The sequence below is a fragment of the Neobacillus sp. NPDC097160 genome (assembly GCF_044762155.1).
In the GTDB taxonomy this organism is placed as follows: Bacteria; Bacillota; Bacilli; order Bacillales; family Cytobacillaceae; genus Neobacillus.
Genome location: NZ_JBIWDU010000002.1, coordinates 421,004 through 442,018 on the forward strand (window position 1 = coordinate 421,004; position 21,015 = coordinate 442,018).

Annotated in this window: 20 protein-coding genes; 3 read left to right on the forward strand and 17 right to left on the reverse strand. The window is 37.9% G+C overall.

From position 1 onward, the window contains the following. Positions 1–52: 52 nt before the first annotated feature. Genes ACIQXV_RS04095 through ACIQXV_RS04105 form a run of 3 tightly spaced genes read right to left on the reverse strand, consistent with a single transcriptional unit; the run spans position 53 to position 2,596 of the window. Positions 53–1,051 (reverse strand): aliphatic sulfonate ABC transporter substrate-binding protein, encoded by a 999-nt coding sequence (locus tag ACIQXV_RS04095; protein ID WP_402956244.1) that lies wholly within the window; start codon positions 1,049–1,051, stop codon positions 53–55. 14 nt (positions 1,052–1,065) lie between these two features. After that, entirely contained in the window at positions 1,066–1,827 is a 762-nt protein-coding gene (locus tag ACIQXV_RS04100; RefSeq protein WP_402956246.1) for an ABC transporter permease, read from the reverse strand. After that, a complete protein-coding gene (locus tag ACIQXV_RS04105) occupies positions 1,811–2,596 on the reverse strand; it encodes an ABC transporter ATP-binding protein (RefSeq protein ID WP_402956248.1) in 786 nt (261 codons plus the stop codon). Before ACIQXV_RS04105 ends, ACIQXV_RS04100 begins: the two co-directional genes overlap by 17 nt. A 257-nt stretch (positions 2,597–2,853) precedes the next feature. On the opposite strand from ACIQXV_RS04105, the gene ACIQXV_RS04110 reads away from it, so the two are divergent. Beyond that, on the forward strand, positions 2,854–3,051 hold the full coding sequence (locus ACIQXV_RS04110) for a hypothetical protein (RefSeq protein WP_402956250.1): 198 nt from the start codon (positions 2,854–2,856) through the stop codon (positions 3,049–3,051). A gap of 689 nt (positions 3,052–3,740) precedes the next feature. On the opposite strand, the gene ACIQXV_RS04115 is transcribed toward ACIQXV_RS04110, so the two are convergent. The 13 genes from ACIQXV_RS04115 to ACIQXV_RS04175 form a co-directional block, all read right to left on the reverse strand. Continuing rightward, the gene (locus ACIQXV_RS04115) at positions 3,741–4,484 is read right to left on the reverse strand and encodes an amino acid ABC transporter ATP-binding protein (protein ID WP_402956251.1); all 744 of its coding nucleotides are present in this window, start codon (positions 4,482–4,484) and stop codon (positions 3,741–3,743) included. Positions 4,485–4,496: 12 nt separating this feature from the next. After that, on the reverse strand, positions 4,497–5,180 hold the full coding sequence (locus tag ACIQXV_RS04120; RefSeq protein WP_402956253.1) for an amino acid ABC transporter permease: 684 nt from the start codon (positions 5,178–5,180) through the stop codon (positions 4,497–4,499). 11 nt (positions 5,181–5,191) lie between these two features. Further along, complete coding sequence (locus ACIQXV_RS04125; RefSeq protein WP_402956254.1) at positions 5,192–6,010, reverse strand: amino acid ABC transporter substrate-binding protein; 819 nt, start codon at positions 6,008–6,010, stop codon at positions 5,192–5,194. Between the two features lie 67 nt (positions 6,011–6,077). Next, positions 6,078–7,523, reverse strand: coding sequence for a sigma-54 interaction domain-containing protein (locus ACIQXV_RS04130; RefSeq protein ID WP_402956256.1), 1,446 nt, complete (start codon positions 7,521–7,523; stop codon positions 6,078–6,080). 133 nt (positions 7,524–7,656) lie between these two features. Continuing rightward, positions 7,657–8,835, reverse strand: a complete 1,179-nt coding sequence (locus ACIQXV_RS04135) for a MalY/PatB family protein (RefSeq protein ID WP_402956258.1) — start codon at positions 8,833–8,835, stop codon at positions 7,657–7,659. 45 nt (positions 8,836–8,880) lie between these two features. Next, on the reverse strand, positions 8,881–10,044 hold the full coding sequence (locus ACIQXV_RS04140) for a trans-sulfuration enzyme family protein (RefSeq protein WP_402956260.1): 1,164 nt from the start codon (positions 10,042–10,044) through the stop codon (positions 8,881–8,883). A 195-nt stretch (positions 10,045–10,239) separates the two neighbouring features. Further along, positions 10,240–10,581: a thioredoxin family protein gene (locus ACIQXV_RS04145; RefSeq protein WP_402956262.1), complete on the reverse strand. Its 342-nt coding sequence runs from the start codon at positions 10,579–10,581 to the stop codon at positions 10,240–10,242. Positions 10,582–10,595: 14 nt separating this feature from the next. Continuing rightward, on the reverse strand, positions 10,596–11,561 hold the full coding sequence (gene trxB, locus ACIQXV_RS04150; protein ID WP_402956264.1) for a thioredoxin-disulfide reductase: 966 nt from the start codon (positions 11,559–11,561) through the stop codon (positions 10,596–10,598). Between the two features lie 200 nt (positions 11,562–11,761). After that, entirely contained in the window at positions 11,762–13,237 is a 1,476-nt protein-coding gene (gene nhaC, locus ACIQXV_RS04155; protein ID WP_402956266.1) for a Na+/H+ antiporter NhaC, read from the reverse strand. Between the two features lie 27 nt (positions 13,238–13,264). Continuing rightward, complete coding sequence (locus ACIQXV_RS04160; RefSeq protein ID WP_402956268.1) at positions 13,265–14,437, reverse strand: MalY/PatB family protein; 1,173 nt, start codon at positions 14,435–14,437, stop codon at positions 13,265–13,267. A 132-nt stretch (positions 14,438–14,569) separates the two neighbouring features. Further along, positions 14,570–15,550 carry a 1-aminocyclopropane-1-carboxylate deaminase/D-cysteine desulfhydrase gene (locus tag ACIQXV_RS04165; RefSeq protein ID WP_402956270.1) on the reverse strand — a complete coding sequence of 327 codons (981 nt, stop codon included), beginning with the start codon at positions 15,548–15,550 and terminating at the stop codon, positions 14,570–14,572. Positions 15,551–15,566: 16 nt separating this feature from the next. Then, on the reverse strand, positions 15,567–16,739 hold the full coding sequence (locus tag ACIQXV_RS04170; RefSeq protein ID WP_402956272.1) for a trans-sulfuration enzyme family protein: 1,173 nt from the start codon (positions 16,737–16,739) through the stop codon (positions 15,567–15,569). A 15-nt stretch (positions 16,740–16,754) separates the two neighbouring features. Continuing rightward, positions 16,755–17,120, reverse strand: coding sequence for a RidA family protein (locus ACIQXV_RS04175; RefSeq protein ID WP_402956274.1), 366 nt, complete (start codon positions 17,118–17,120; stop codon positions 16,755–16,757). A gap of 323 nt (positions 17,121–17,443) precedes the next feature. On the opposite strand from ACIQXV_RS04175, the gene ACIQXV_RS04180 reads away from it, so the two are divergent. Then, the gene (locus ACIQXV_RS04180; RefSeq protein ID WP_402956276.1) at positions 17,444–18,160 is read left to right on the forward strand and encodes a helix-turn-helix transcriptional regulator; all 717 of its coding nucleotides are present in this window, start codon (positions 17,444–17,446) and stop codon (positions 18,158–18,160) included. 263 nt (positions 18,161–18,423) lie between these two features. Here ACIQXV_RS04180 and ACIQXV_RS04185 read toward each other — a convergent pair whose 3' ends face one another. Next, complete coding sequence (locus ACIQXV_RS04185) at positions 18,424–18,933, reverse strand: DoxX family protein (protein WP_402956277.1); 510 nt, start codon at positions 18,931–18,933, stop codon at positions 18,424–18,426. A 361-nt stretch (positions 18,934–19,294) separates the two neighbouring features. Here ACIQXV_RS04185 and ACIQXV_RS04190 point away from each other — a divergent pair, with 361 nt between their 5' ends. Further along, positions 19,295–20,989, forward strand: a complete 1,695-nt coding sequence (locus tag ACIQXV_RS04190; protein ID WP_402956279.1) for a ribonuclease J — start codon at positions 19,295–19,297, stop codon at positions 20,987–20,989. Positions 20,990–21,015: the final 26 nt, after the last annotated feature.

Here is a 21,015-nt window from a genome sequence, read left to right on the forward strand (position 1 = left end):
AACAGAAGTAGGGATGCCTGAGTGAACCCACTCAGTATCCCTTCGCTCTTTGTTAATTAATGAATTGGGTATCGATTAATGCTTTAAAATCTGGCTTATCTTTTATAAATTTTAGTTCAATAGATGAATTTGCAAATTGTTGAATCACGTCTTGGTTTACCTCTTCAGTAAAGCGAATGTGTGTCCAAGCCGTATCCATTACGTCTTGGTCAAGTCCTTGCTTTGTAATCTCTTTAATGCTTTGAACAGTAATTTTCTTTGCTTCATCAGGGTTTTTATTGATAAAATCAATCGCTTCATTCTGTGCCTTCACAATTTTCGCAATTACTTCTTTGTCAGCTTTAATTTTCTTGCCACTTGCAACTAAAATTGTATTCGGTAATGTTTTACCGTAAGAAATTTTGGAGCTGTCGACAATAATTTTCGCGCCGGCCTCTTTTACTAATTGAGATGCCCATGGCTCTGGTACAGCGGCTAAATCAACTTTACCAGATTCAAACATACTTGCATATTGGGCAGGATTTCCGGTTACATGCTTCAATGTTCCCCCAATTCTAGCCGATGAAATGCCGTAGTCTTGCAGGAATGTTTCCATTTGGACATCATGTGTGCATCCGACACCAGGTGTGATAAACGATTTACCAGTGAAATCCTCAACAGAATTGATTCCACTTTGTTTACTTGCAACAATTGCTGTACCGCCTGATGATGCGCCTGCAATAATTTTAACATCTGCACCGTTTGTGAAGTTGTTCATAACTGGTCCAGGACCCACCAAACCGGCATCAATATCACCTGTTTTTAGTGCGGTCATAAAGGCGCCGCCATCCGGAAACGTTTTGTACTCAACTTTCACGTTTTTCCCTAATTCCTTTTCATAATACCCTTTTTCTCTCGCTACCATTGCAGGTGCATGATCGATATTTGGAAAATACCCAATCACGACTTTTTCAGAGCCCGTACTGCCGCTCGATTCGCTTGAACCGCAGCCAGCTAATAATCCCATACTAAGTAAAAATGACATACCGATGATTTTTGTCTTTTTATTCATCTTATTACTCCCCCTTATTTACTTGTTTCTAATCCCCAACGGCGAATGACATTCTGTTCGATTCGTTGGAAGAAAGTAATGTCCACAATCGTGCCAATGACACCGATAATAATCATAATACCGATGACCATACTCATATTTCCAAAATCGGATGCGTACTTAAGCGTATAACCCAACCCGGGCCCGGTACTCAAAATTTCTCCAGCCATCAGCGCGCGCCAGGCGAATGCCCAGCCCAGTCTAATCCCGGTAACAGCATATGGAACGGAAGCAGGAAGAATAACTTTTGCAAACAGATCGATTCCTCCTGATCCCATCGTTTGTGCAGCCCTGATATATAGAGGCGGTACATTCTTAATCCCAATCCTCATATTGATGGTAATGACTAGTGTAGCCCCAAGAATCACGATAAAAATAACAGAGCTTTCATTTAGACCAAACCACATAATGGCGATTGGCAGCCAGACAATACTTGGTACACTCTGCAGCGCTAAGATCAAGGTACCTAATGTTTCATCAGCTGTCTTATTTTTTGCTAACAGGATTCCTAAACAGAAGCCGATTATGATGGAAATAAGCAACCCAATGGCTAATCTTCGAAAACTTGCAACAATATCGTAAATGAGGGTTTTATCTTCAAAACCTGTACCTAGTGCTTTCACTACGTCAGTCGGTGCAGGCATAAGGGCCGGCGAAACATTCAATATCTTAACAGCAGCCTGCCAAATGATGAGTAAAAGGGCAAAGAAAATAATTCGTTTAATTGTTCGCTGCATAAGCTAGTTCCTCTTTTATCACTTTATCAATCTCTATTTTTAATAAGCCATTGATTTTTTCTTCTAAATTAGCCACTGCTTGGGGATGCGCACCACGCGGTCTTGGAATTTTCACATGGATATCTTCAAGTACAACACCTGGTCTCGTTCCCATGACAATAATTCTGTCTGATAGTTTGATAGACTCACTAATACTATGAGTGACAAAAAGAATTGTCTTTTTTGTATCTAACCAAATTTTCTCTAATTCATAATGAAGTCTTGAACGTGTCTGTTCATCAAGAGCACCAAACGGTTCATCCATTAGTAATACCTTGGGATTCATTGAGAGCGCTCTGGCAATGGAGACCCGTTGCTGCATTCCGCCAGATAGCTCATGCGGGGAATGTTTTGTATAGTTGCTTAGCTGGACCATTTGCAAATACTGATGGGCCACTTCCCTTGCATCATTTTTCTTCATTTCCTTGCGAAGCGGGAACATCACATTTTCTTCGACCGTCATCCAAGGAAATAAAGCTGCCTCTTGAAAAACCATCCCCCGGTCTTTCCCCGGTTTTTTGATTGGATTCCCATTGAGCAAAATCTCACCGCTCGTTGGCTTCGTTAATCCAGCAACAATCGATAACAAGGTGGATTTCCCACAACCTGAAGGTCCAAGAATCGAGACAAACTCCCCTTCTTTAATATCGAGATTTATATTCGTAAGAACATTACTAGTAACATTGTGATTAATAAATTGTTTGTTAATGTTATTTATTTGAAGAAACAAATAATCACCCACTTTACCTATAATTCACATTAATTTAATCGGATTAATACATATAATTATATATTTTCAAAAACTAAAGTCAACAAATTTTCAGAAAGTTTTATGCAATAAGGTTTTTTTATAAAAATATGTGAATGACGTATGTGTTAGCGTCTTTTTGTCATTTTTACATATATTAGAAAGGAAAGTACTAACTATTTAAAAGAAGGTGTTTACTAATCACAAAAATTCAAGATGTTTCCAATGTCCTCTCTCGGATGGATCATACTTTAGCACATAAATGGCTGGAAAACGATGTGATCAAAAAGAATCTAGCTATTAGTTACGATTATTGGTTAGAAGATACGGGTATACCCATGACATTGGAGGAATTTATCAACCAATATCTTGAAAATGCTCAATATCTCGGCGGGATATTTTCACCATATTTAAACATAAATGACCACGGTTATTAATCAACGTGGTTTTTTAGGCTTTTTTTGAGTGTGTGATGAAATCTTTGGGCAAAGTGCGACATACTCGTCTTTACGACTTGATGAAGACCATTTTGTTGACATTCGATCAGAGTTTTGGATTTCATTGACTTTATGAAGGCCATTTTGCTGGCATTCAACCAGAGTTTTGGTCTTCATTAACTTGATGAAGACCATTTTGCTGGCATTCGACCAGAGTTTTGGTCTTCATTAGCTTGCTGAAGGAGGTTACGGCACATTCCCCACCGCTTACGACATATTTTCAGCTGTTTATTACATATTTTGTGGAGCTTACGACATAAATCGGAACACTTACAACCAAATTTTAGATACTTACGACATTTACTGGAATTAAATTGGAAGTTTGATGAAATTCAGTATTTCACGTCGCACTTTCATCCAAATGCGCATTAATTGCATAAATAAAAAAAGGTGCCCGCTCCAGTTTCCAATTGATTGCAGCTGGAGTAGGCGCCTTTACCTATACTTTCACAAGCTTTGAATCCCTATTACCTCAACTATATAGTTCAGCAGCTTCATTAAAAATGGACGTATACGCATAAGCTCCTTTTTCATAAAAATAGGTCACCTATGGATCCATATCCTATTCAGTGACCATGCAAAACGATTTTGTTTTTATCAACTATCCTTCGAATATCATGAAAGTCATTTTACGAACAAAGTTTATTTAAAAATTGTAATGTACGTTCGTGCTGGGTATGTTCAAAAATTTGCTGTGGAGTACCCTCTTCGACAATGATCCCTTTATCAATAAAGACGACTTTATCCGCTGCTTCACGGGCAAAGTTCATTTCATGAGTGACCACAACCATGGTCATTCCTTCTTTCGCCAGTTCTTTCATCACCTTTAGAACTTCTCCTACTAATTCAGGATCTAACGCGGAAGTAGGTTCGTCAAAAAGCAGGACTTCTGGTTCCATTGCCATCGCCCGAGCAATTCCGACACGCTGCTGTTGCCCTCCAGATAGCTGGAATGGGTAATGGTTTGCACGTTCCTTTAAACCAACTTTGTCTAATAAGTTAAGAGCTTTAGCACGTGCCAGTTCCTTGCCCTGCTTACGAATGATCACAAGACCTTCCATGACATTTTCGAGTGCGGTCATATGAGGGAACAAATTATAACCCTGGAAGACCATTCCCGTTTGTTGACGGAACTTGATGACAGTATCCTTTGGAATTTGCTTTTTATCCTGAAATTCCAAGGAAAAATTACCGAGCTTGATCATTCCTTTTGTAGGTACTTCTAACAAATTCAAACAGCGTAACAAGGTTGTTTTCCCTGATCCTGAAGGGCCAATAATACATACTGTATTACCTTCCTCTATTCTCAAATCGATCCCTTTTAGTACCTCAATTTGTCCAAACTGCTTATGCAGATTATTGATCTCAATCATGTGTGTACCTCCTTAACCTGAAACATAACGATCTAGCCGCTTTTCCATACGCCCTTGTGCGCTTGAAAGAACTGTACTAAACATCAAATAAATTAATGCTGCGACACAATATAGAACTAAAGGCTCGTATGTTGTCGCAGTAATTTGCTGCGCTACCCTAAACATCTCGGTAACGGTAATGGTGGCTGCTAATGATGTGTCCTTTACTAAGCTGATAAAACTATTCGACAGAGGGGGAATAGAGACCCTGGTTGCTTGTGGAAGAATAATTCTCCTCAATGCTTGACGATAGCTCATCCCGATTGAATAGCCTGCCTCCCATTGACCTTTAGGAATTGATTGGATCGCTGCTCGAATAATCTCTGAATTATAAGCACCAACACTAATCGTAAAACCGATAATAGCTGATGGCAACGGTCCAATCGTAACCCCAATACTTGGAAGACCATAGAAAATAATAAACAATTGAACAAGCAGCGGCGTTCCCCTAACCACCCATACATAAAACCTTGCAATGGCATCAAGAACCTTAACTCCCGAGATTCTTGCCATTGCTGTAAGCAAGGCAAGTGCGAGCCCAAGGAAAAAAGAAATCAATGTCAATGGGACGGTAAAAACAATCCCTGCTTTTAACATCGGAATAAACGAACTAACAATGATGTCGATGATTCGCTGCATTCTTTCATCAGTAGCCATTAGAACACCCCTTATTTTGAAACATCCGTTTCAAAGTATTTTTGTGAGATGCTTAAATATGTTCCATCATTCTTCATAGCAGCAAGTGCTTTATTTATTGCCTCGACCAATTCTTTATTCTCTTTCCTTAGCATAATCCCCATTTTCGTGGGTTCATCAAGCTCTGCTGCAACTTTAAGAGGAGAATCAGGCTGTTGCTTTTTGTAATCAAGATAAGACAATCCATCGTTAATCGTCGCATCTACACGTTTTGAAACTAATAAATCTATAGCTTGATTAAATCCTTCGACACCCACAACCTCAGCACCGTTGGATTCAGCCATCTCTTTAAACATACTAGTCATTGACTGAGCTGACTTTTTCCCCTTCAAATCTGCAAATGATTTTATCGTGTCATCGTCTTTTCGAACAATTAAGTATGGTTTGGACACATTAGTTGGCTCTGAAAAATCGTATTTTTCCTGTCGGTCAGGACGAATGCCTACTTGGCATGCAATGATGTCAAATCGCTTCGCATCAAGTCCTGCAAAAATTCCGTCCCATGGAGTTTCAACAAATTCTGCTTTCACACCAAGCCTTTTTGCTACTTCTTCAGCGATTTCGATATCAAAACCAGTCAATTTTCCTGAAGCATCATGGTAGCTAAACGGTGCATAGGTTCCTTCCGTACCGATTTTAATTGTTCCATCTGCCTGAACTTTTTCTAGCAGAGTCTTAATCTCAGCCGTCTTTTCGGGTTTGGTCGTTGTTTGATCTTGCGTGCTTCCACATGCAGTTAACGCAATCGAAGCAAGTAACGACAGAGCAATAAGTTTAAATCTCATTTTCATAAAAAATATCCCCCTTTAATTTTGAAAAGAATTTGATCTAGAATAGGAATTTATTAATCCGTGTTCATTAAACTAAATGATATTTGTCTAGTTTCCTGTATAACGTAGAGAGACTAATCTGTAATTCTTGTGAAATTTTTTCTTTATCATTTCGATAGGGTTCAGCAAAATAAAAGGTTTGTAGAATATTTTTTTCATATTCTGAAATCATTTGTTCCAAACTTAATCCCCTTGTAAAACCGGTGAAATTCTCCTGTTTAGTAAGATATTCCGGTAAATCGTGATATTCAATTGTATCTGATTCAGCTAAATTAACCATATATTCCACAGCATTTTCCAGTTGTCTAATGTTTCCTGGCCAATCATATTGAGTTAACCATTGCTCTGCTAGTGGATCTAGCTGCAAATCGTGTCTGCCCAAAAGTCTGCAATGCTTCCTAATAAAATAGTTAAGAAATAACACAATGTCATCACTGCGTTCCCTTAATGGTTTCGTATATAGCGGTATCACATTGAGCCGGTAATACAAATCCTCTCGAAATCCGCCATTTTCCACCATATCCTCTAAATTTCTATGGGTAGCTGCAATCACTCTTACATTGATAGGAATACCTTTTTTTCCACCGATTCGTTCAATTGATCTTTCCTGTAAAACTCTTAATAATTTTGGTTGTAACGATAATGGCATATCACCTATTTCGTCTAGAAATATTGTCCCATTATGCGCATATTCAAATTTCCCAATATTCCCCTCGCGCCTTGAGCCTGTAAAAGCACCTCCCTCATAACCAAACAACTCGCTTTCCAACAGATTTTCAGGTATGGCTGCACAATTTATTGCCACAAAAGGATATTTCACGCGGCTACCTTCATAATGAATAGCTTGTGCCAGTAATTCTTTCCCTGTCCCACTTTCACCTCTGATCAGAACAGTTGAGGGACTATTGGTAATGCGTCTGGCCTTTTTAATTAAATCTTGTAATCCTGAATATTGACCGATAATATTCTCGAATGAAATTTTCTTTTCTGAGACCGGGAAATCCACATGAACTTTACATTCTGATTCTCGGTTATAATCTAGCACTATCAATTTATTTTCTAGCAGAGAACTCATATTTTGTAAAAACTTGATCAGCATCTCAGAGTTTCTCATCATCCTTTCTTTCTGTTCGGAGGAAAAACCCGTGATGCCAATAACCCCTATAGGTCTATTCCGGATCATAATGGGAAAACCTAAGGTTGCCGAAATCTTACACTGCGAGAAAAATTTACAACTCATACACTGTGACTCATTTTTAATAACATCATGAATCATAGCGGGTTTCCCCGTTTCCATAATCATTCTTAATAAGGAGCCATCCGGTGCAGGCTCCCCCACCCGGTTTCGATATGCCCCAGTTCCACTAATTCTCACGCCTTTTTCATTAAGTATTGTTACATCAAATCGAAGTACCTCCATAATATTTTCTGAGAATGTTTGGACAAATTCTTGAATAGTAGAAAATTGTGTCATACTGCCCCCCCATTTCAACATTTAGGTTGGCCTAATTCCGTTATTACACTTCATAACGACCAATTTAATTATTGAAAATATTCAAATTTATCTATATTTACTTATTATTCAGATAATTATTTTCACTCCTTTCCTATGCTTTACACAAAAAATTAACTGCCCCCTCAATTTGACGTAAGCATTTTTCCAAAATGGAACGGGGGCACCCAATATTCATTCGCATAAAACCTTCGCCGTCTACTCCAAAAATGTATCCTTCATTCATAGCAACTCCGGCTTTGTTTAGCATAAACTCATCAAGTTCTTTTGGTTTAAGCCCTAATTCACGACAATCCAACCACACTAAAAACGTACTTTCCGGCCTAATTACTTTTATATGTGGAATGTTCTCTTGAAAGTAATGAATAACAAAATCTACGTTTCCTTGTAAATAATCGATCAGCTGCTCTAACCATTCTTCACCGTATCGGTAGGCACTCTCAGCTGCTATTATTCCGAATGCATTGGGAGAGCTAATACACTGATTGTTTATAGACTGGTTAAAAATATCACGAATTTCTTCGCTCGGAATAATGTTGCAAGAAGTTTGTAAACCCGCTATATTGAATGTTTTGCTGGGTGCTATACAAGTTATAGAATGATTGGCAAATTCTTCGGATATAGAGGCAAATGGCAAATGTTTGTATCCTCTATATACAAGATCGCAATGAATTTCGTCTGAAATGACTAAAATGTTGTTTTTGATGCAAATCTCTCCCAGCATCGTTAACTCTTCTAGACTCCAAACTCTTCCCACCGGATTGTGCGGATTGCAAAGTACTAAGATTTTAACAGTGGAATCTATTTTTGCTTCCAAATCATCAAAATCTAGCGAATATCGGCTATTTTTTAATTTGAGCGGGTTTGTTACCACTTCTCTTCCAAGCGACTTGATGATTTGGGAGAACGGATGATAAACGGGAGTTTGGATTATAACTTTATCTCCTTGCTGTGTGAATGAATTGATACTCAAGGAAAGTGCCGAGAGTATACCTGGACTGGGAGCAATCCATTTTTTATCAATCTGCCAATGATGTCTTCTATTTACCCAATCAACAATAGCCTCATAAAATGAATCAGGTCTGCTTGTATAGCCAAATATGCCGTGCTTCACTCTTCGATTTAAAGCTTCTATGACAGGAGGAGGCGATTTAAAATCCATATCTGCTATCCACATTGGAATCGCATCATTTACACCAAAGCGTTTTTGAAGATCATCCCACTTTTCACATGCAGTATTGGCACGGTTTATAACCTGGTCGAAATCATACATTATCTCCGTAACCTCCATTTATACTATTTTTACCCGCTTTCCTCCTCATCTGCTATTTAATGCTATTTCAAGGTCCTTCCAAATATCTTCAACATCTTCGATCCCAACTGAAAAACGAACAAGTCCATCGTCTAGACCTGCTTTTTCTCTTTCCTCATTCGGTATTATAGCGTGTGTCATCGAAGCGGGATGTTGTATAAGTGTCCCTACGTCCCCCAAGGAAACAGCTAAAGTAATCAGTTCCACAGAGTTCATCAGTTTCACACCGGCTTCGTACCCTCCCTTTAAGACAAAAGAAATCATGGCGCCGGGACCTTTCATTTGTTTCTCCATAATCTCGTTATCTTCGAAACTCGCTAAACCTGGAAAATAAACCCTTTCAATTTCGCTATGTTTTTCCAGCCGTTCCGCCAATATTTTTGCGTTTTCCTGCGAGCGATCCATACGAATATGTAATGTACGGATTCCTTGATAAAGAAGCCAGGCATCCATTGGGGAAAGTGTTGCGCCCATATTCTTCTGCACTTCTTTTCTCATCGGATCAATAATTCCTTTTCTGGAGATCACGAGTCCACCGATCAGATATCCATGACCGGATAAATATTTGGTTGCACTGTGGACAACAATATCAATTCCGCAAAGAATCGGATTTTGCAAATATGGGGATAAAAATGTATTATCGACTATCGTCAATGCTCCACTTTTTTGGGCAGCCGCTGCGACACTCTTCATATCCACTAAGGAAAGTGTCGGATTGGAAGGGGTTTCAAAATAGACTACTTTTGTTCGATCAGTCATGTGCGGTTCTAGCTCTTCCCCTGTTTTAAACGGGACAAAGGTAACATCAATTCCAAATTTCTTTACCGTTGTAGTTAGAAATGCATGTGTCGCCCCGTACAACGCGGTATGTGCCACAACATGATCTCCTGCTTGTAAAACTCCCAGCAGACATCCCGTTATGGCAGCCATTCCGGATGAGAACGCCAAACAACTTTCACCAAATTCCATCTCCGCTACCTTTTCTTCTAGCTCACGTGCATTTGGGTTTCCTAGGCGTGAATACATAAATCCCGGGTCTTCACCCGCGAAGCGTTTTGCTCCTATTTCCGCATTATCAAAAACAAACGTTGACGTCATATAAACAGGGGAGATGTGTGAGCCATGCGCCGGATCTTTCTTTACTTTTACTAGCTTCGATGAATAGTTCATTATTATTACCTCCTTGCTGGAAGATACAGACCGCGATTTCTCCTCGGTTTGCGACTAGTACTTTTTGGAAACGTTTTGTTGCTTTCACCCACTGTTCCTCTTATTCTTTCACTGTAAGATTCCTGGATATTTGGAAGCGGCGCCGAAATCCTTTTGGTTTGGCGCCCTTCCAATTAACTACAAGTAAAGGATTTTCTATTCTAATTTTCCGCTTACCTCTACGACTTGATTAAGAAATTGTTCAACCTCTTCCTGGCTTTTTCCGAATTTACTTACAAAGCGATTCAGTTCCTTTCCATCTTGAAAAGCAATAAAACTTGGGATTCCGTAAACATCTAACTCATTTAATAGCTCCGGAAAATCATCTCGATTTACTGCGATCATATCAACTTTTTCTTTATATACTTCCTCCAAAGTTGGCAGGAATAAATCAGTATGCTGACAGTCTGGGCAATATTCAGCAAAAAATTTAGCCATAACTGGTTTTGTTGATAAAATCGCCTCATCAAACTCTTGTTTTGTTTTAATCTCTCTCATTATTAAAACCCTCCCTATATTTTGTTCTCAATGATAGATTGATTGGTTCCACTACATAATTCACTTGCATCAAGATATCTTTCACAATCCAGAGCAGCCATACAACCACTTCCTGCAGCCGTAATGGCTTGGCGGTATTTATGATCTTGCACATCCCCGCAGGCAAATACACCGGGAATATTTGTATGGGTAGTACCAGGATTCACGATGATATATCCCATATCGTCCGTTTTGATTTGATTGTCTAAAAATGCTGTGTTCGGTTTATGCCCGATTGCAATGAAAATACCATCAGATTCCAAAATTTCTTGTTTTCCAGTTTTGCTGTTTGTTACTCTCAAGCCAGCAACATGTCGCTCTCCTGCCATCACTTCTTCAGGAATGTAATTTAAACTCCAAGTAATTTTAGGATTGTTTTTGGCACGATCTTGCATAATTTTGGAAGCGCGAAGCTCCTCTCTACGGTGAACGACGCGCACCTCCGAAGCAAACTTCGTTAAAAAATTGGCTTCTTCCATGGCTGAATCTCCACCGCCGACAACGATAATTTTCTTTCCTCTAAAGAAAAATCCATCACATGTTGCACAGGTGCTTACCCCACGGCCAAGATTTTCCCTTTCCCCTGGAATATCCAAAAGTTTCGCAGAAGCTCCCGTTGAAATAATTAACGATTGCGTTTTGAGCTCCCCTATTCCTTCCACCGTTAAGGTAAAAGGGTTATTGGAAAAGTCGACTTTTTTAACCCATCCTCTTTTAAACTTTGCTCCAAAAGACTCAGCTTGTTTTCGCATATTCTGCATCAACTCTCGACCCATAATCCCTTCAGGAAAACCAGGAAAATTCTCAACATCTGTAGTCAATGTCAATTGACCCCCTGGTTCAGGCCCTTCAATGACTAAAGGACTTATGTTTGCACGTGCTAAATAGATTGCTGCTGTTAACCCAGCAGGGCCAGTCCCTAGAATAATGGCTTTATACATCACTTACCCCCTTATCACTTAGTTATGAATATTAACTTGCAATATTCATGCCAATAATTAATTCCTTGTAAAATCACTATTTTTTCAGCCATTTATAGGTTAATCAGTCCTATTTTCTATCAAGTTTGCGAAAAATTTTTTCAAGATTAAGAAAATTAATCACAAAGGGGCTTCTTTAATAATTGTCTTGCTTCCATTGTTTAGACCGCTTTAGTTGCCGGTTCAACATTCTCAAGTTTCTCTGGCTTTAACTTTTTAATTGCAAATCCAGTGAAGCCATAAATTAAATCAAATAATGGTACAAAGAAGGCGAGAAAGACATATGGGAAATATGCATATGGTGATACTGCCAACATCTGTGAGCAATAGATGGCGTTGGAATTCCATGGGATAACCGGTGCGCCCATCGTCCCAACATCCTCGATATTACGTGAAAGATTTTCTGGTGCCAAATTATTATTTTTAAAGACATTTCTCATAAGTGAACCCGCTACAATCGCAGTTAATAACATTGATGAGCCAACCATATTTGTGATTAATGCGATCAACATCGTCGCTAGTGTTATTTTAAATACAGATCCGTGGGTTCGTTTGACTAATGGCTCTACTAAAGTGCCTAGAATGCCGGATTGTTCTAGCATGCCCGTAACACACATGGCTAGTAGGACAACAAGGAATGAGCTCATTAAACTGTAGAGTCCGCCTCTGCTCAGGATGGTATCAACTAACTCACTACCAGATTTAACCGTAAATCCATTGGTCATGAAGTCAAACATTTTGGCTAAACCAAAACCTTGAGTAAAAACAGCAACGGCAAGGCCGCTAAACACACCCATTAACAGCGAAACAATTGATGGGATGCCTTTCACAAGCATCACCAGTACAATTAGGAGAGGAATCAATGAAATCCAGGATAAATCGAAATGCTTTGATATTGCGCTTGTTATTTCTTGAATCTGCTGCATATTCGATCCTTCTTTTCCATACTTTAAACCTAAAATGATAAATATTATTGCTGTTAGAAAATACGCTGGGACAGTTGACCATAACATATGTTTAACGTGTGACATTACTTTAGAACCAGCAACAGTGGCTGCTAAAATGGTACTATCAGACAGTGGTGACAACTTATCACCGAAGAAGGAACCACAAATGATGGCGCCTGCTGTCATTGCCTGGGGAAGGCCAAGTGCGTTACCAACTGTCATTAAGGCTAAACCAACGGTACCCAAAGTCCCCCACGAGGTACCGGTTGCAAGAGATGTTGCTGATGTAAGGAGCAAGGCAGTGATTAAAAAGTATTGCGGCGAAATTATTTCTAACCCCCAATACATAACATAAGGGATTGTGCCAGAAGCCATCCAGGTAGCGATCATCACGCCAACTACTAAAATAATCGTATTCGGTTCAAAAGACTGTTTTCCCATTTCCCAAGCCATATTTTGAACCTCATTATATTTGTATCCCAGTTTCATCACTAGCAGGCTCACAACAATCCATAACAACAAGAACATTAATTCCAGGGATGCACCGAAACCAAGTGTTCCCGCAAGCAGTAAGCCAAAAAATAGTAGGACAGAAAACATTGCATAATTAAATGACACCGGAAATTTATAGGACTTTTCTTCCCATTCAGCAGCAATTGCATTTCCTTGTCTATTAGGTTTATTCCCCATATATAAAACCTCACAATTTAATTTGTTTTAAAAACCAGACTTGTCATAGTTTACCTTAATCTGTTTTAATGCACGTTCTAGTAAGGACCTTGTACAAGCAATGTTTACTCTTACAAAATGCCCACTATCTTTTCCATAGGACTCCCCAGCATTCACCCTGATTCCGGAATCTTCAAAAAATTTGGTCAAGCCTTCACTATTTAAACCTAACTCTTCACAGTCGACCCATAATAAATAGGAACAATCAGGATACTGAACTTTTAACTTTGGTAGATGTTTGTTGATATATTCAATAGAAAAATCAATATTGCTTTGTAAATAGTCATTTAATTCCATCACATAATAATCGCACTCATTATAGGCAGTTATTAAAGCCTCAACCCCTAAATAGTTATAATCAAAATGATACTTTTTATAGATATCATCAAAGGCTTTCTTTAAATTTCTGTTTTTTACAATCACATAAGCACTAAAGAAAGATGCTAAATTAAAGGTTTTGCTTGGAGAGTTCATTACCACAACATTTTGATCTTCTTCCTCACAAATTTCTAAAAAGGAGTGAAAAGGCAGCCCCTTGTGAATCATATCGCTATGAATTTCATCACTAATGATAATCACATGATTCTCGCGGCATAAATCGTACATTTTCTGCATTTCCTCTTTTGTCCATACCCGCCCAACTGGATTTGCTGGATTACATACAAGGAGTATTTTCACATCAGGCATCTTTAGTTTGTCTTCTAAATCTTCAAAATCAATATGATAATCCCCTTCGCGAAAAATTAACGGGTTGTCGATTGCTTTTCTCTTAAAGTTTTCAATTACCCTTTTAAATGTGGCATAGACTGGGGTCTGAATCACTACTTTGTCTCCGGGATTGGTATAGGCATCTAAAAACATCCATAAAGCTCCTGTCATTAATCCGGGGGCATAACTAATTTGGTCTTTCCTAATATCGATTTTATGATGGCGACCATACCAACCTTTTATAGCATCAGTAAATCGATCATGCGGAAAATGTCCATACCCGAATACCCCAAAGTCTACTTTTCCCCTTACAGCATCTAATACTTCACTTGGCGCCCTATAATCAGTATCGGCAATGCCTAGTGGAATCAAAGTGCCGCTCTTTCCCTCATTATCCCACTTATCCGAATCGGTTCCGATTCTATTTATAGTTTCATCAAAGTTGTGTCTCATAAATTTCTCCTCATTTTTTTAAAATTAATTACGTATGCGTTTACATTTTTACGCGAACCAATTTCATTTAAACTAATTACTTTTGTGTCTGGTCATGGATGTCTTTTTGACATGTCCATGAACAGACACTTTTTACATAGAATCAAATAACATATTCATCTTTTCATCCGTCCAGCCAAAAATTCCACCCGTATGAATAAACAATATGTTTTGGCTTTCCTGAAGGTTTCCATTTTTAAGTTCATGGTACAAACCATACATTGATTTCCCAGTATACACGGGGTCAAGAATAATTCCTTCTTCTTGGGCAAATTTCTCTATAAATTTCAGTTCATCCATTTGGCTTTTGCCATAACCTAATCCAATATAACAATCAATAATGTTAATTTCCTCAGCTGAAAAGCGGAAATGACTGTCTCTATATTGATTTATATCTTCTAAAACATGGACTATATCACGGGCTGCTTGTTCCCTCTGATTTAATACACTCATTCCAATAATAGTTTTATTTCTTTTGGATTCTTTATTTCCATAAAATAATCCAGCGTATGTCCCACCTGAGCCATTTGTAACCACGATCGTATCAAATTCAATTCCCAACTGCTCTTCTTGATTCAATATTTCGTAGTAGGCATCTAAATACCCTAAAGCCCCCATGCCATTGGACCCGCCCATCGGAATAACATAGGGGTTATGACCTGAATCTATCAATTCTTCCTTTAAATCTTTGATGATTGAAGGGAGATTTTGATACTGCTGTTCATCTAGCATCTTAATTTTGGAACCCACTAATTTATTAAAAAATAGATTTCCTTCCGTCTTACCTTTTTCGCCTTCTTTTAAAATTAATAAGGAATTCATTTTATATTTTGCTGCCATTACAGCAGTTGCTCTAGCATGGTTTGATTGAATCCCGCCATTTGTAATTAGATAATCGCATTTTTTTTTCTGAGCGTCGTTTAACAAATATTCAAGCTTTCTAAGCTTGTTCCCTGATGTTGCCATTCCAGTTTGATCATCACGTTTTATGAAAACTGTTTTATCGAAGTCTTTACTGAAAAAATGTACTTTTTCAATTTTGGTTGGTAAGTTAGCTATCATTATTTTATCCATTTCTTCTTTCCGTCCCTTAAATTACCCTTTTCTTCTGACAACTCTCCAATTTTACATGATCTAATGCCTTAATTAAATCATTTAAAAGGTCATGTTTATCTTCAATTCCACAACTTAGTCGAATTAATCCTTCCGTCACCCCTAAATCAAGTCTTTCCTTTTCAGGGATTACAGCATGTGACATTGTGAAAGGGTAAGATAATATTGATTCTACTCCGCCTAAACTAACAGCGACTATAGGAAACGTTACATTTTCAAAAAAGGTTTTCACATTTTCATAGCTGCCTAAATCAAATGTCAATACAGCTCCTCCACTACTTGCCTGTGCAAAATGGACATCTTTCCCTTTATGATTGACCAGGCTTGGGTAATAGACTGCTTTCACTTTCCTTTGCTTTTGAAGTTCTTTTGCAATAAAAGCCGCATTCTCTACTTCCTTTTCCATTCGAATATTCATTGTCTTTATTCCTCTTAAAACCAACCAGCAATCATATGGATCCAGCATACTGCCAAACATTTTTTGTGTTTTGTAAATTGTTTTAGCAATTTCCTCATCACTTGTCACCACTAATCCAGCAGTAACATCACTATGGCCATTTATAAATTTCGTCGCACTATGAATAACAATATCAACACCAAGTTTTATTGGATTTTGATAGATTGGCGTCATAAATGTATTGTCAATTATAGTAAGAATATTGTGCTGTTTTGCTAGCTTCACAACACCTTTTATGTCTGTAATAGTTAACAGAGGATTAGAAGGTGTTTCGATATAAAAACCTTTTGTATTTTCTTTGATTGCTTTTCCCCAGGTAGAAAGATCCGTTTCATCAACGAAAGTATACTCAATTCCATACTTTGGAAACATTTCCGTTACTAGTTGATAGGCTCCTCCATAAATATCCTTGCAAAGAACTACGTGATCGCCATGTGAAAAATTAAGTAGCACTGCAGAGATCGCTGCCATACCTGAAGAAAAGGCATATCCGTATTTAGCAAATTCCAAACAAGCAATCGTTTCCTCAAGTGCTTGTCTAGTGGGATTGCCAAATCGGGTATATGTAAACTCTTGTGATTCTGCAAATTGAGATTGGTGAAATGTGGAAGCTTGATAAATAGGTACGGATGAGCTGCCAGTATATTTATCTAGTAATGGACCACCGTGAATTAATTTTGTATCTAATTGCATCTCCGCATCTCCTTTTTATTTATCAAGTGCTGCAATAACCTCAGTCTCCACTAAGGCCTTTTTTGGAAGTTCCTTAACAGCAACAGCCGTTCTTGCTGGGTAAGGAGAAACAAAAAATTCCTTATATACTTCATTCATAGCACTGAAATCATTCATATCGATTAAATAGACAGTCGTTTTGATGACATCATCCATCGAGCAGCCATTTTCTTCAAGAATTGCTTTTACATTTAATAGAGATTGTCTGGTTTGATCTTTAATGTTATCGCCAGGAAATTCGTTTGTTTCTGGGTCAATTGGAAGCTGTCCGGAAGTATAAATCAAATTTCCTGCTTTACGGTATGCCGAATAAGGACCAATGGCCTCTGGATACTTTTTCATTTAAAGCACCTCTTTATAATTTTTTATTATCATGATAATATTATATTATCGAGATAATCTAATTGCAATAAATTTTTATAATGTTGAGAAAATTTTTTAAACCGTAAGTAATCTAAAAAAAGTGTTTACATTTTTGTAGAATTGTTTGTCCACAATCCCTGAGTTATACTATTATCCATATATGAATCCTTGGTATTATTTTCTGGAAAATTTATTCAAGTATTGTTAAACTTTAAGATAGAAGGATTAAATATTTTTACCTGTTTCCATATTGATTTTTTTACGGGAAATTAAAGTCTATAAATGTTTATGGGGAGTTTACTATGAATAAGAAAGTTAAGAAAAAGGAAGTTATTGAACACTACAAAAAATTGGTGGAATTTTTGGGTATAGTCCTTGGAGAAAACTATGAAGTGATTTTACACATTATTGAGAAAGGCAATTCTTATGTCGGAGCCATCGCAAATAATCATATTAGTGGTCGAACAGTCAATGCACCGTTAACAGGACTTGCTCTTAAAATGATGAAAGACAAAAAGTATCATGATAATGACTATGTAACAAACTACAAAGGATTTACAAAATTAGGTGCAGAAGTTCGAGGTTCTACTTACTTTATCAAAGATGAAAATAATGAATTAATTGGAATGCTTTGTATCAATTTTGATTCTAGTAAACATAAGAAAATTGCCAATGATATTCTAGATTTAGTTCAGACTCAACTAAACATGATTAGCCCAAAAGTAGAAGAAATGGCTTTTTCGGAAATAGAAACAATCGAAGAACACAGTGATAATGAAATTATTGAATATTTTTCAGACTCTATTGAAGAGGTTGTAAACTCAATCGTCGACCCATCTCTTTTAAATCCGAATATTGTCCTAAAGCAGGAGCAAAAAATAGAGATCATAAAACAATTACACAAAAAAGGTATATTCCAATTAAAAGGTGCTGTATCTCAAGTCGCTGAGTTATTGAATATATCTGAACCTAGTGTATACAGATATTTAAAAATGATTGACAAGGATAAAAGCAAATAAAAAAATCATTATAGGTACTACGTGCATTGACTTTAAGGTAAAATAACCTCTCGGAATAAATGAAGTCTCTAAAGGAAATTTGTAAAAAAATCACTGAGAATTAAGACTATTTGACCACTTTTCTAGAGGAATCGATCCGGAAACATGCTTAAAAATAGAACCTTGCTAAATTGAAATTAGCAAGGTTCTGTTTTTGAAAGTTGGTGCTGATCCACACTGCGTTACTGCTTTATGCACTGGGATCAGGCACCAATTATTCGCAATTAAGCATGGGCTGTGTCTGTTTTATTATTACGTTTCGTTCCCATGAACTTGCGCACATATGGCATTGCATATCGGTCGACACCAAATTTGCCAGCATTTGCTCCTGCAACAAGTACGAAGAAGGCTAAAAGAATCATTTGTCCGTTTGTACTTACAGTGCCACTAAATAGGAAAGAGAAATTCATCACCATACCCATTAAAGTTGCAAAGTTAGTAAGAAGGCCTAGGATTAACGCAATTCCTACTAGCACTTCGCCCCATTGCACCAAGAAAGAGAACAAATCCGCGTTTGGCAAGGCAATATTCTCTAGAAATGCTGCCCACCAGCCTTGAACTGCTGGGTGTTCTCCAGTGCTAGAAGCAATCGCTCCTTTTAAGAAGCCACTTGCATCAAATCCGCCGCTTGTTAATTTTCCAATACCTGCATGTAAAAATTCATATCCTATATAAACTCGAATGATAGCTAAAATCCCTGCAACAATATTATTTTTTCTTAAAAGATTTAACATCTTACTCCATCTCCCTTTGGATTCTATAAAATAAAATTAAGTTTGTTCACTATTTCACATGTCACTTTACAAGATCTTGTTTGTTTCTTACTACACTTATATATTATCACCATTTCCAAGTTAAAAAAGGTACTTGTGATGTTATTCACATATTTGCAACAAAGTTTTGACGGTATTATGAACAGGGAAAGATGGCGCCTAACCCCCACTGCTGTATTAACGCTTTATTGCAATGGAGGTCAGGCGCCAATTTTCAGAAAGTTTTAAAGAATCATTCGGATAGCCATTTCTGATGTGGTACGTAAAAAAGAGTATTTTAACCCATAAAGAATTTTAAAAATGGAATACTAACATTATTTAAATGGGATTGGGAGGAATCAAATTGAGAACCAATGAAAATACATTATCTATTTTCGCTTTAGGCGGTATAAATGAAATCGGTAAAAACATGTATGTGATCCAATATGCAGATGATATTATCATTATCGACTGCGGCGGTAAATTTCCGGATGAAAGTTTATTAGGGATTGATTTAATTATTCCTGATATCACGTACTTAGAAGTCAATCAGGAAAAAATCCGTGCTTTAATCGTGACACACGGGCACGAAGATCATATTGGCGGAATTCCTTACTTTTTACGAAAAATAAATGTCCCCATTTATGCCACCCGGTTTACACTTGGATTAATTGAACTAAAATTAGAGGAGCATCGTCTTGCAAGAGATACCAAGCTCATACCAATAGATTCGGAATCTCAAATTGAGTTAGGAGAGATGAAAGTATCCTTTTTCAAAGTTAACCATAGTATTCCAGATTGTTTAGGGATAGTCTTTCATACACCTGAAGGAAATATTGTCCATACTGGAGACTTCAAATTCGATCTTACACCTGCCAATAACCAATATACAGACATTCATAAAATGGCGGCTATTGGTCAGCAAGGTGTCAAAGTTTTAATCTCTGAAAGTACAAATGCAGAACGTACTGGCCTTTCACCATCAGAGCGAATAGTAGGTAGCCATATGGACGAGGCTTTCTTAAAAGCGGATGGGAAAATCTTTATTTCAACCTTCGCTTCAAATGTAAATCGTGTTCAGCAAGTGGTCGAATCTTGTATGAAGACGAGGCGAAAGCTCGCTTTGCTTGGCAGAAGTATGGTCAATGTCGTCTCAGTAGCCATTGAACGTGGATACTTAACTGTTCCGGATGGGATGCTGATTGAGGCAAATGAAGTCGACAAATTAGCGCCCAATAAGGTGACCATTCTATGTACGGGGAGTCAGGGAGAGCCAATGGCAGCTCTTGCCCGTCTTGCCAGCGGAAATTATCGGGACATTTCCATTTACCCAGGAGACACCGTTATTTTAGCAGCATCCCCAATACCCGGGAATGAAAAAGATGTTTCACGTATCATCGACAACTTATTTCAACTTGGTGCTAAAGTGATATATGGGTCTGGCAGCTCGACAGGAATGCATGTTTCCGGACATGGATACCAGGAAGACTTAAAGCTCATGCTTACCCTAATGAAGCCAACCTATTTTATTCCCGTTCATGGTGAATTTAGAATGCTGCACCATCATCGTTTGCTCGCCGAATCGGTTGGAGTTGAGCCTGGAAACACATTTATTATGAAAAATGGGGATGTCGTTGATATCGAAAACTCCATTGCTCGTCAGACTCGGAAGATTCCGTCGGGGGATACATATGTTGACGGCATGGGTGTAGGCGATGTAGGGGAAATCGTGCTGAGAGACCGCAGACAACTTTCCGAAGATGGCATGCTCGTTATTGTTTTAACTTTAAGTAAAACAGAGAGAAAAATTATACAAGGCCCTGACACGATTACTCGTGGTTTCGTATACGTAAAAGATTCTGAAGATCTCCTAAGAGAGATTAACCGTCTCGTTAAAAAAACGGTTAATGACTTACAAACAGACAATAGTCGGCAGTGGAATGTAATCAAACAAAATATTAAAAAATCAGTAGGCCAATACTTATTCGCAAAGACAAAGAGAAAACCGATGATCCTCCCGATCATTATTGAAATTTAATAAGAAAAGCGCAAGCGCCCTGGTCA

Coding starts and splice junctions, on each gene's coding strand:
- ACIQXV_RS04095 (WP_402956244.1), bottom strand. CDS start 1,051: ATGAATAAAAAGACAAAAATCATCGGTATGTCATTTTTACTTAGTATG.
- ACIQXV_RS04125 (WP_402956254.1), bottom strand. CDS start 6,010: ATGAAAATGAGATTTAAACTTATTGCTCTGTCGTTACTTGCTTCGATT.
- nhaC (WP_402956266.1), bottom strand. CDS start 13,237: ATGGGGAATAAACCTAATAGACAAGGAAATGCAATTGCTGCTGAATGG.
- ACIQXV_RS04165 (WP_402956270.1), bottom strand. CDS start 15,550: ATGGATAAAATAATGATAGCTAACTTACCAACCAAAATTGAAAAAGTA.
- ACIQXV_RS04120 (WP_402956253.1), bottom strand. CDS start 5,180: ATGGCTACTGATGAAAGAATGCAGCGAATCATCGACATCATTGTTAGT.
- ACIQXV_RS04190 (WP_402956279.1), top strand. CDS start 19,295: ATGGGATTGGGAGGAATCAAATTGAGAACCAATGAAAATACATTATCT.
- ACIQXV_RS04135 (WP_402956258.1), bottom strand. CDS start 8,835: ATGTATGATTTCGACCAGGTTATAAACCGTGCCAATACTGCATGTGAA.
- ACIQXV_RS04130 (WP_402956256.1), bottom strand. CDS start 7,523: ATGACACAATTTTCTACTATTCAAGAATTTGTCCAAACATTCTCAGAA.
- ACIQXV_RS04145 (WP_402956262.1), bottom strand. CDS start 10,581: ATGAGAGAGATTAAAACAAAACAAGAGTTTGATGAGGCGATTTTATCA.
- ACIQXV_RS04110 (WP_402956250.1), top strand. CDS start 2,854: ATGGATCATACTTTAGCACATAAATGGCTGGAAAACGATGTGATCAAA.
- ACIQXV_RS04160 (WP_402956268.1), bottom strand. CDS start 14,437: ATGAGACACAACTTTGATGAAACTATAAATAGAATCGGAACCGATTCG.
- ACIQXV_RS04140 (WP_402956260.1), bottom strand. CDS start 10,044: ATGAACTATTCATCGAAGCTAGTAAAAGTAAAGAAAGATCCGGCGCAT.
- ACIQXV_RS04170 (WP_402956272.1), bottom strand. CDS start 16,739: ATGCAATTAGATACAAAATTAATTCACGGTGGTCCATTACTAGATAAA.
- ACIQXV_RS04185 (WP_402956277.1), bottom strand. CDS start 18,933: ATGTTAAATCTTTTAAGAAAAAATAATATTGTTGCAGGGATTTTAGCT.
- ACIQXV_RS04115 (WP_402956251.1), bottom strand. CDS start 4,484: ATGATTGAGATCAATAATCTGCATAAGCAGTTTGGACAAATTGAGGTA.
- ACIQXV_RS04180 (WP_402956276.1), top strand. CDS start 17,444: ATGAATAAGAAAGTTAAGAAAAAGGAAGTTATTGAACACTACAAAAAA.
- trxB (WP_402956264.1), bottom strand. CDS start 11,561: ATGTATAAAGCCATTATTCTAGGGACTGGCCCTGCTGGGTTAACAGCA.
- ACIQXV_RS04175 (WP_402956274.1), bottom strand. CDS start 17,120: ATGAAAAAGTATCCAGAGGCCATTGGTCCTTATTCGGCATACCGTAAA.
- ACIQXV_RS04100 (WP_402956246.1), bottom strand. CDS start 1,827: ATGCAGCGAACAATTAAACGAATTATTTTCTTTGCCCTTTTACTCATC.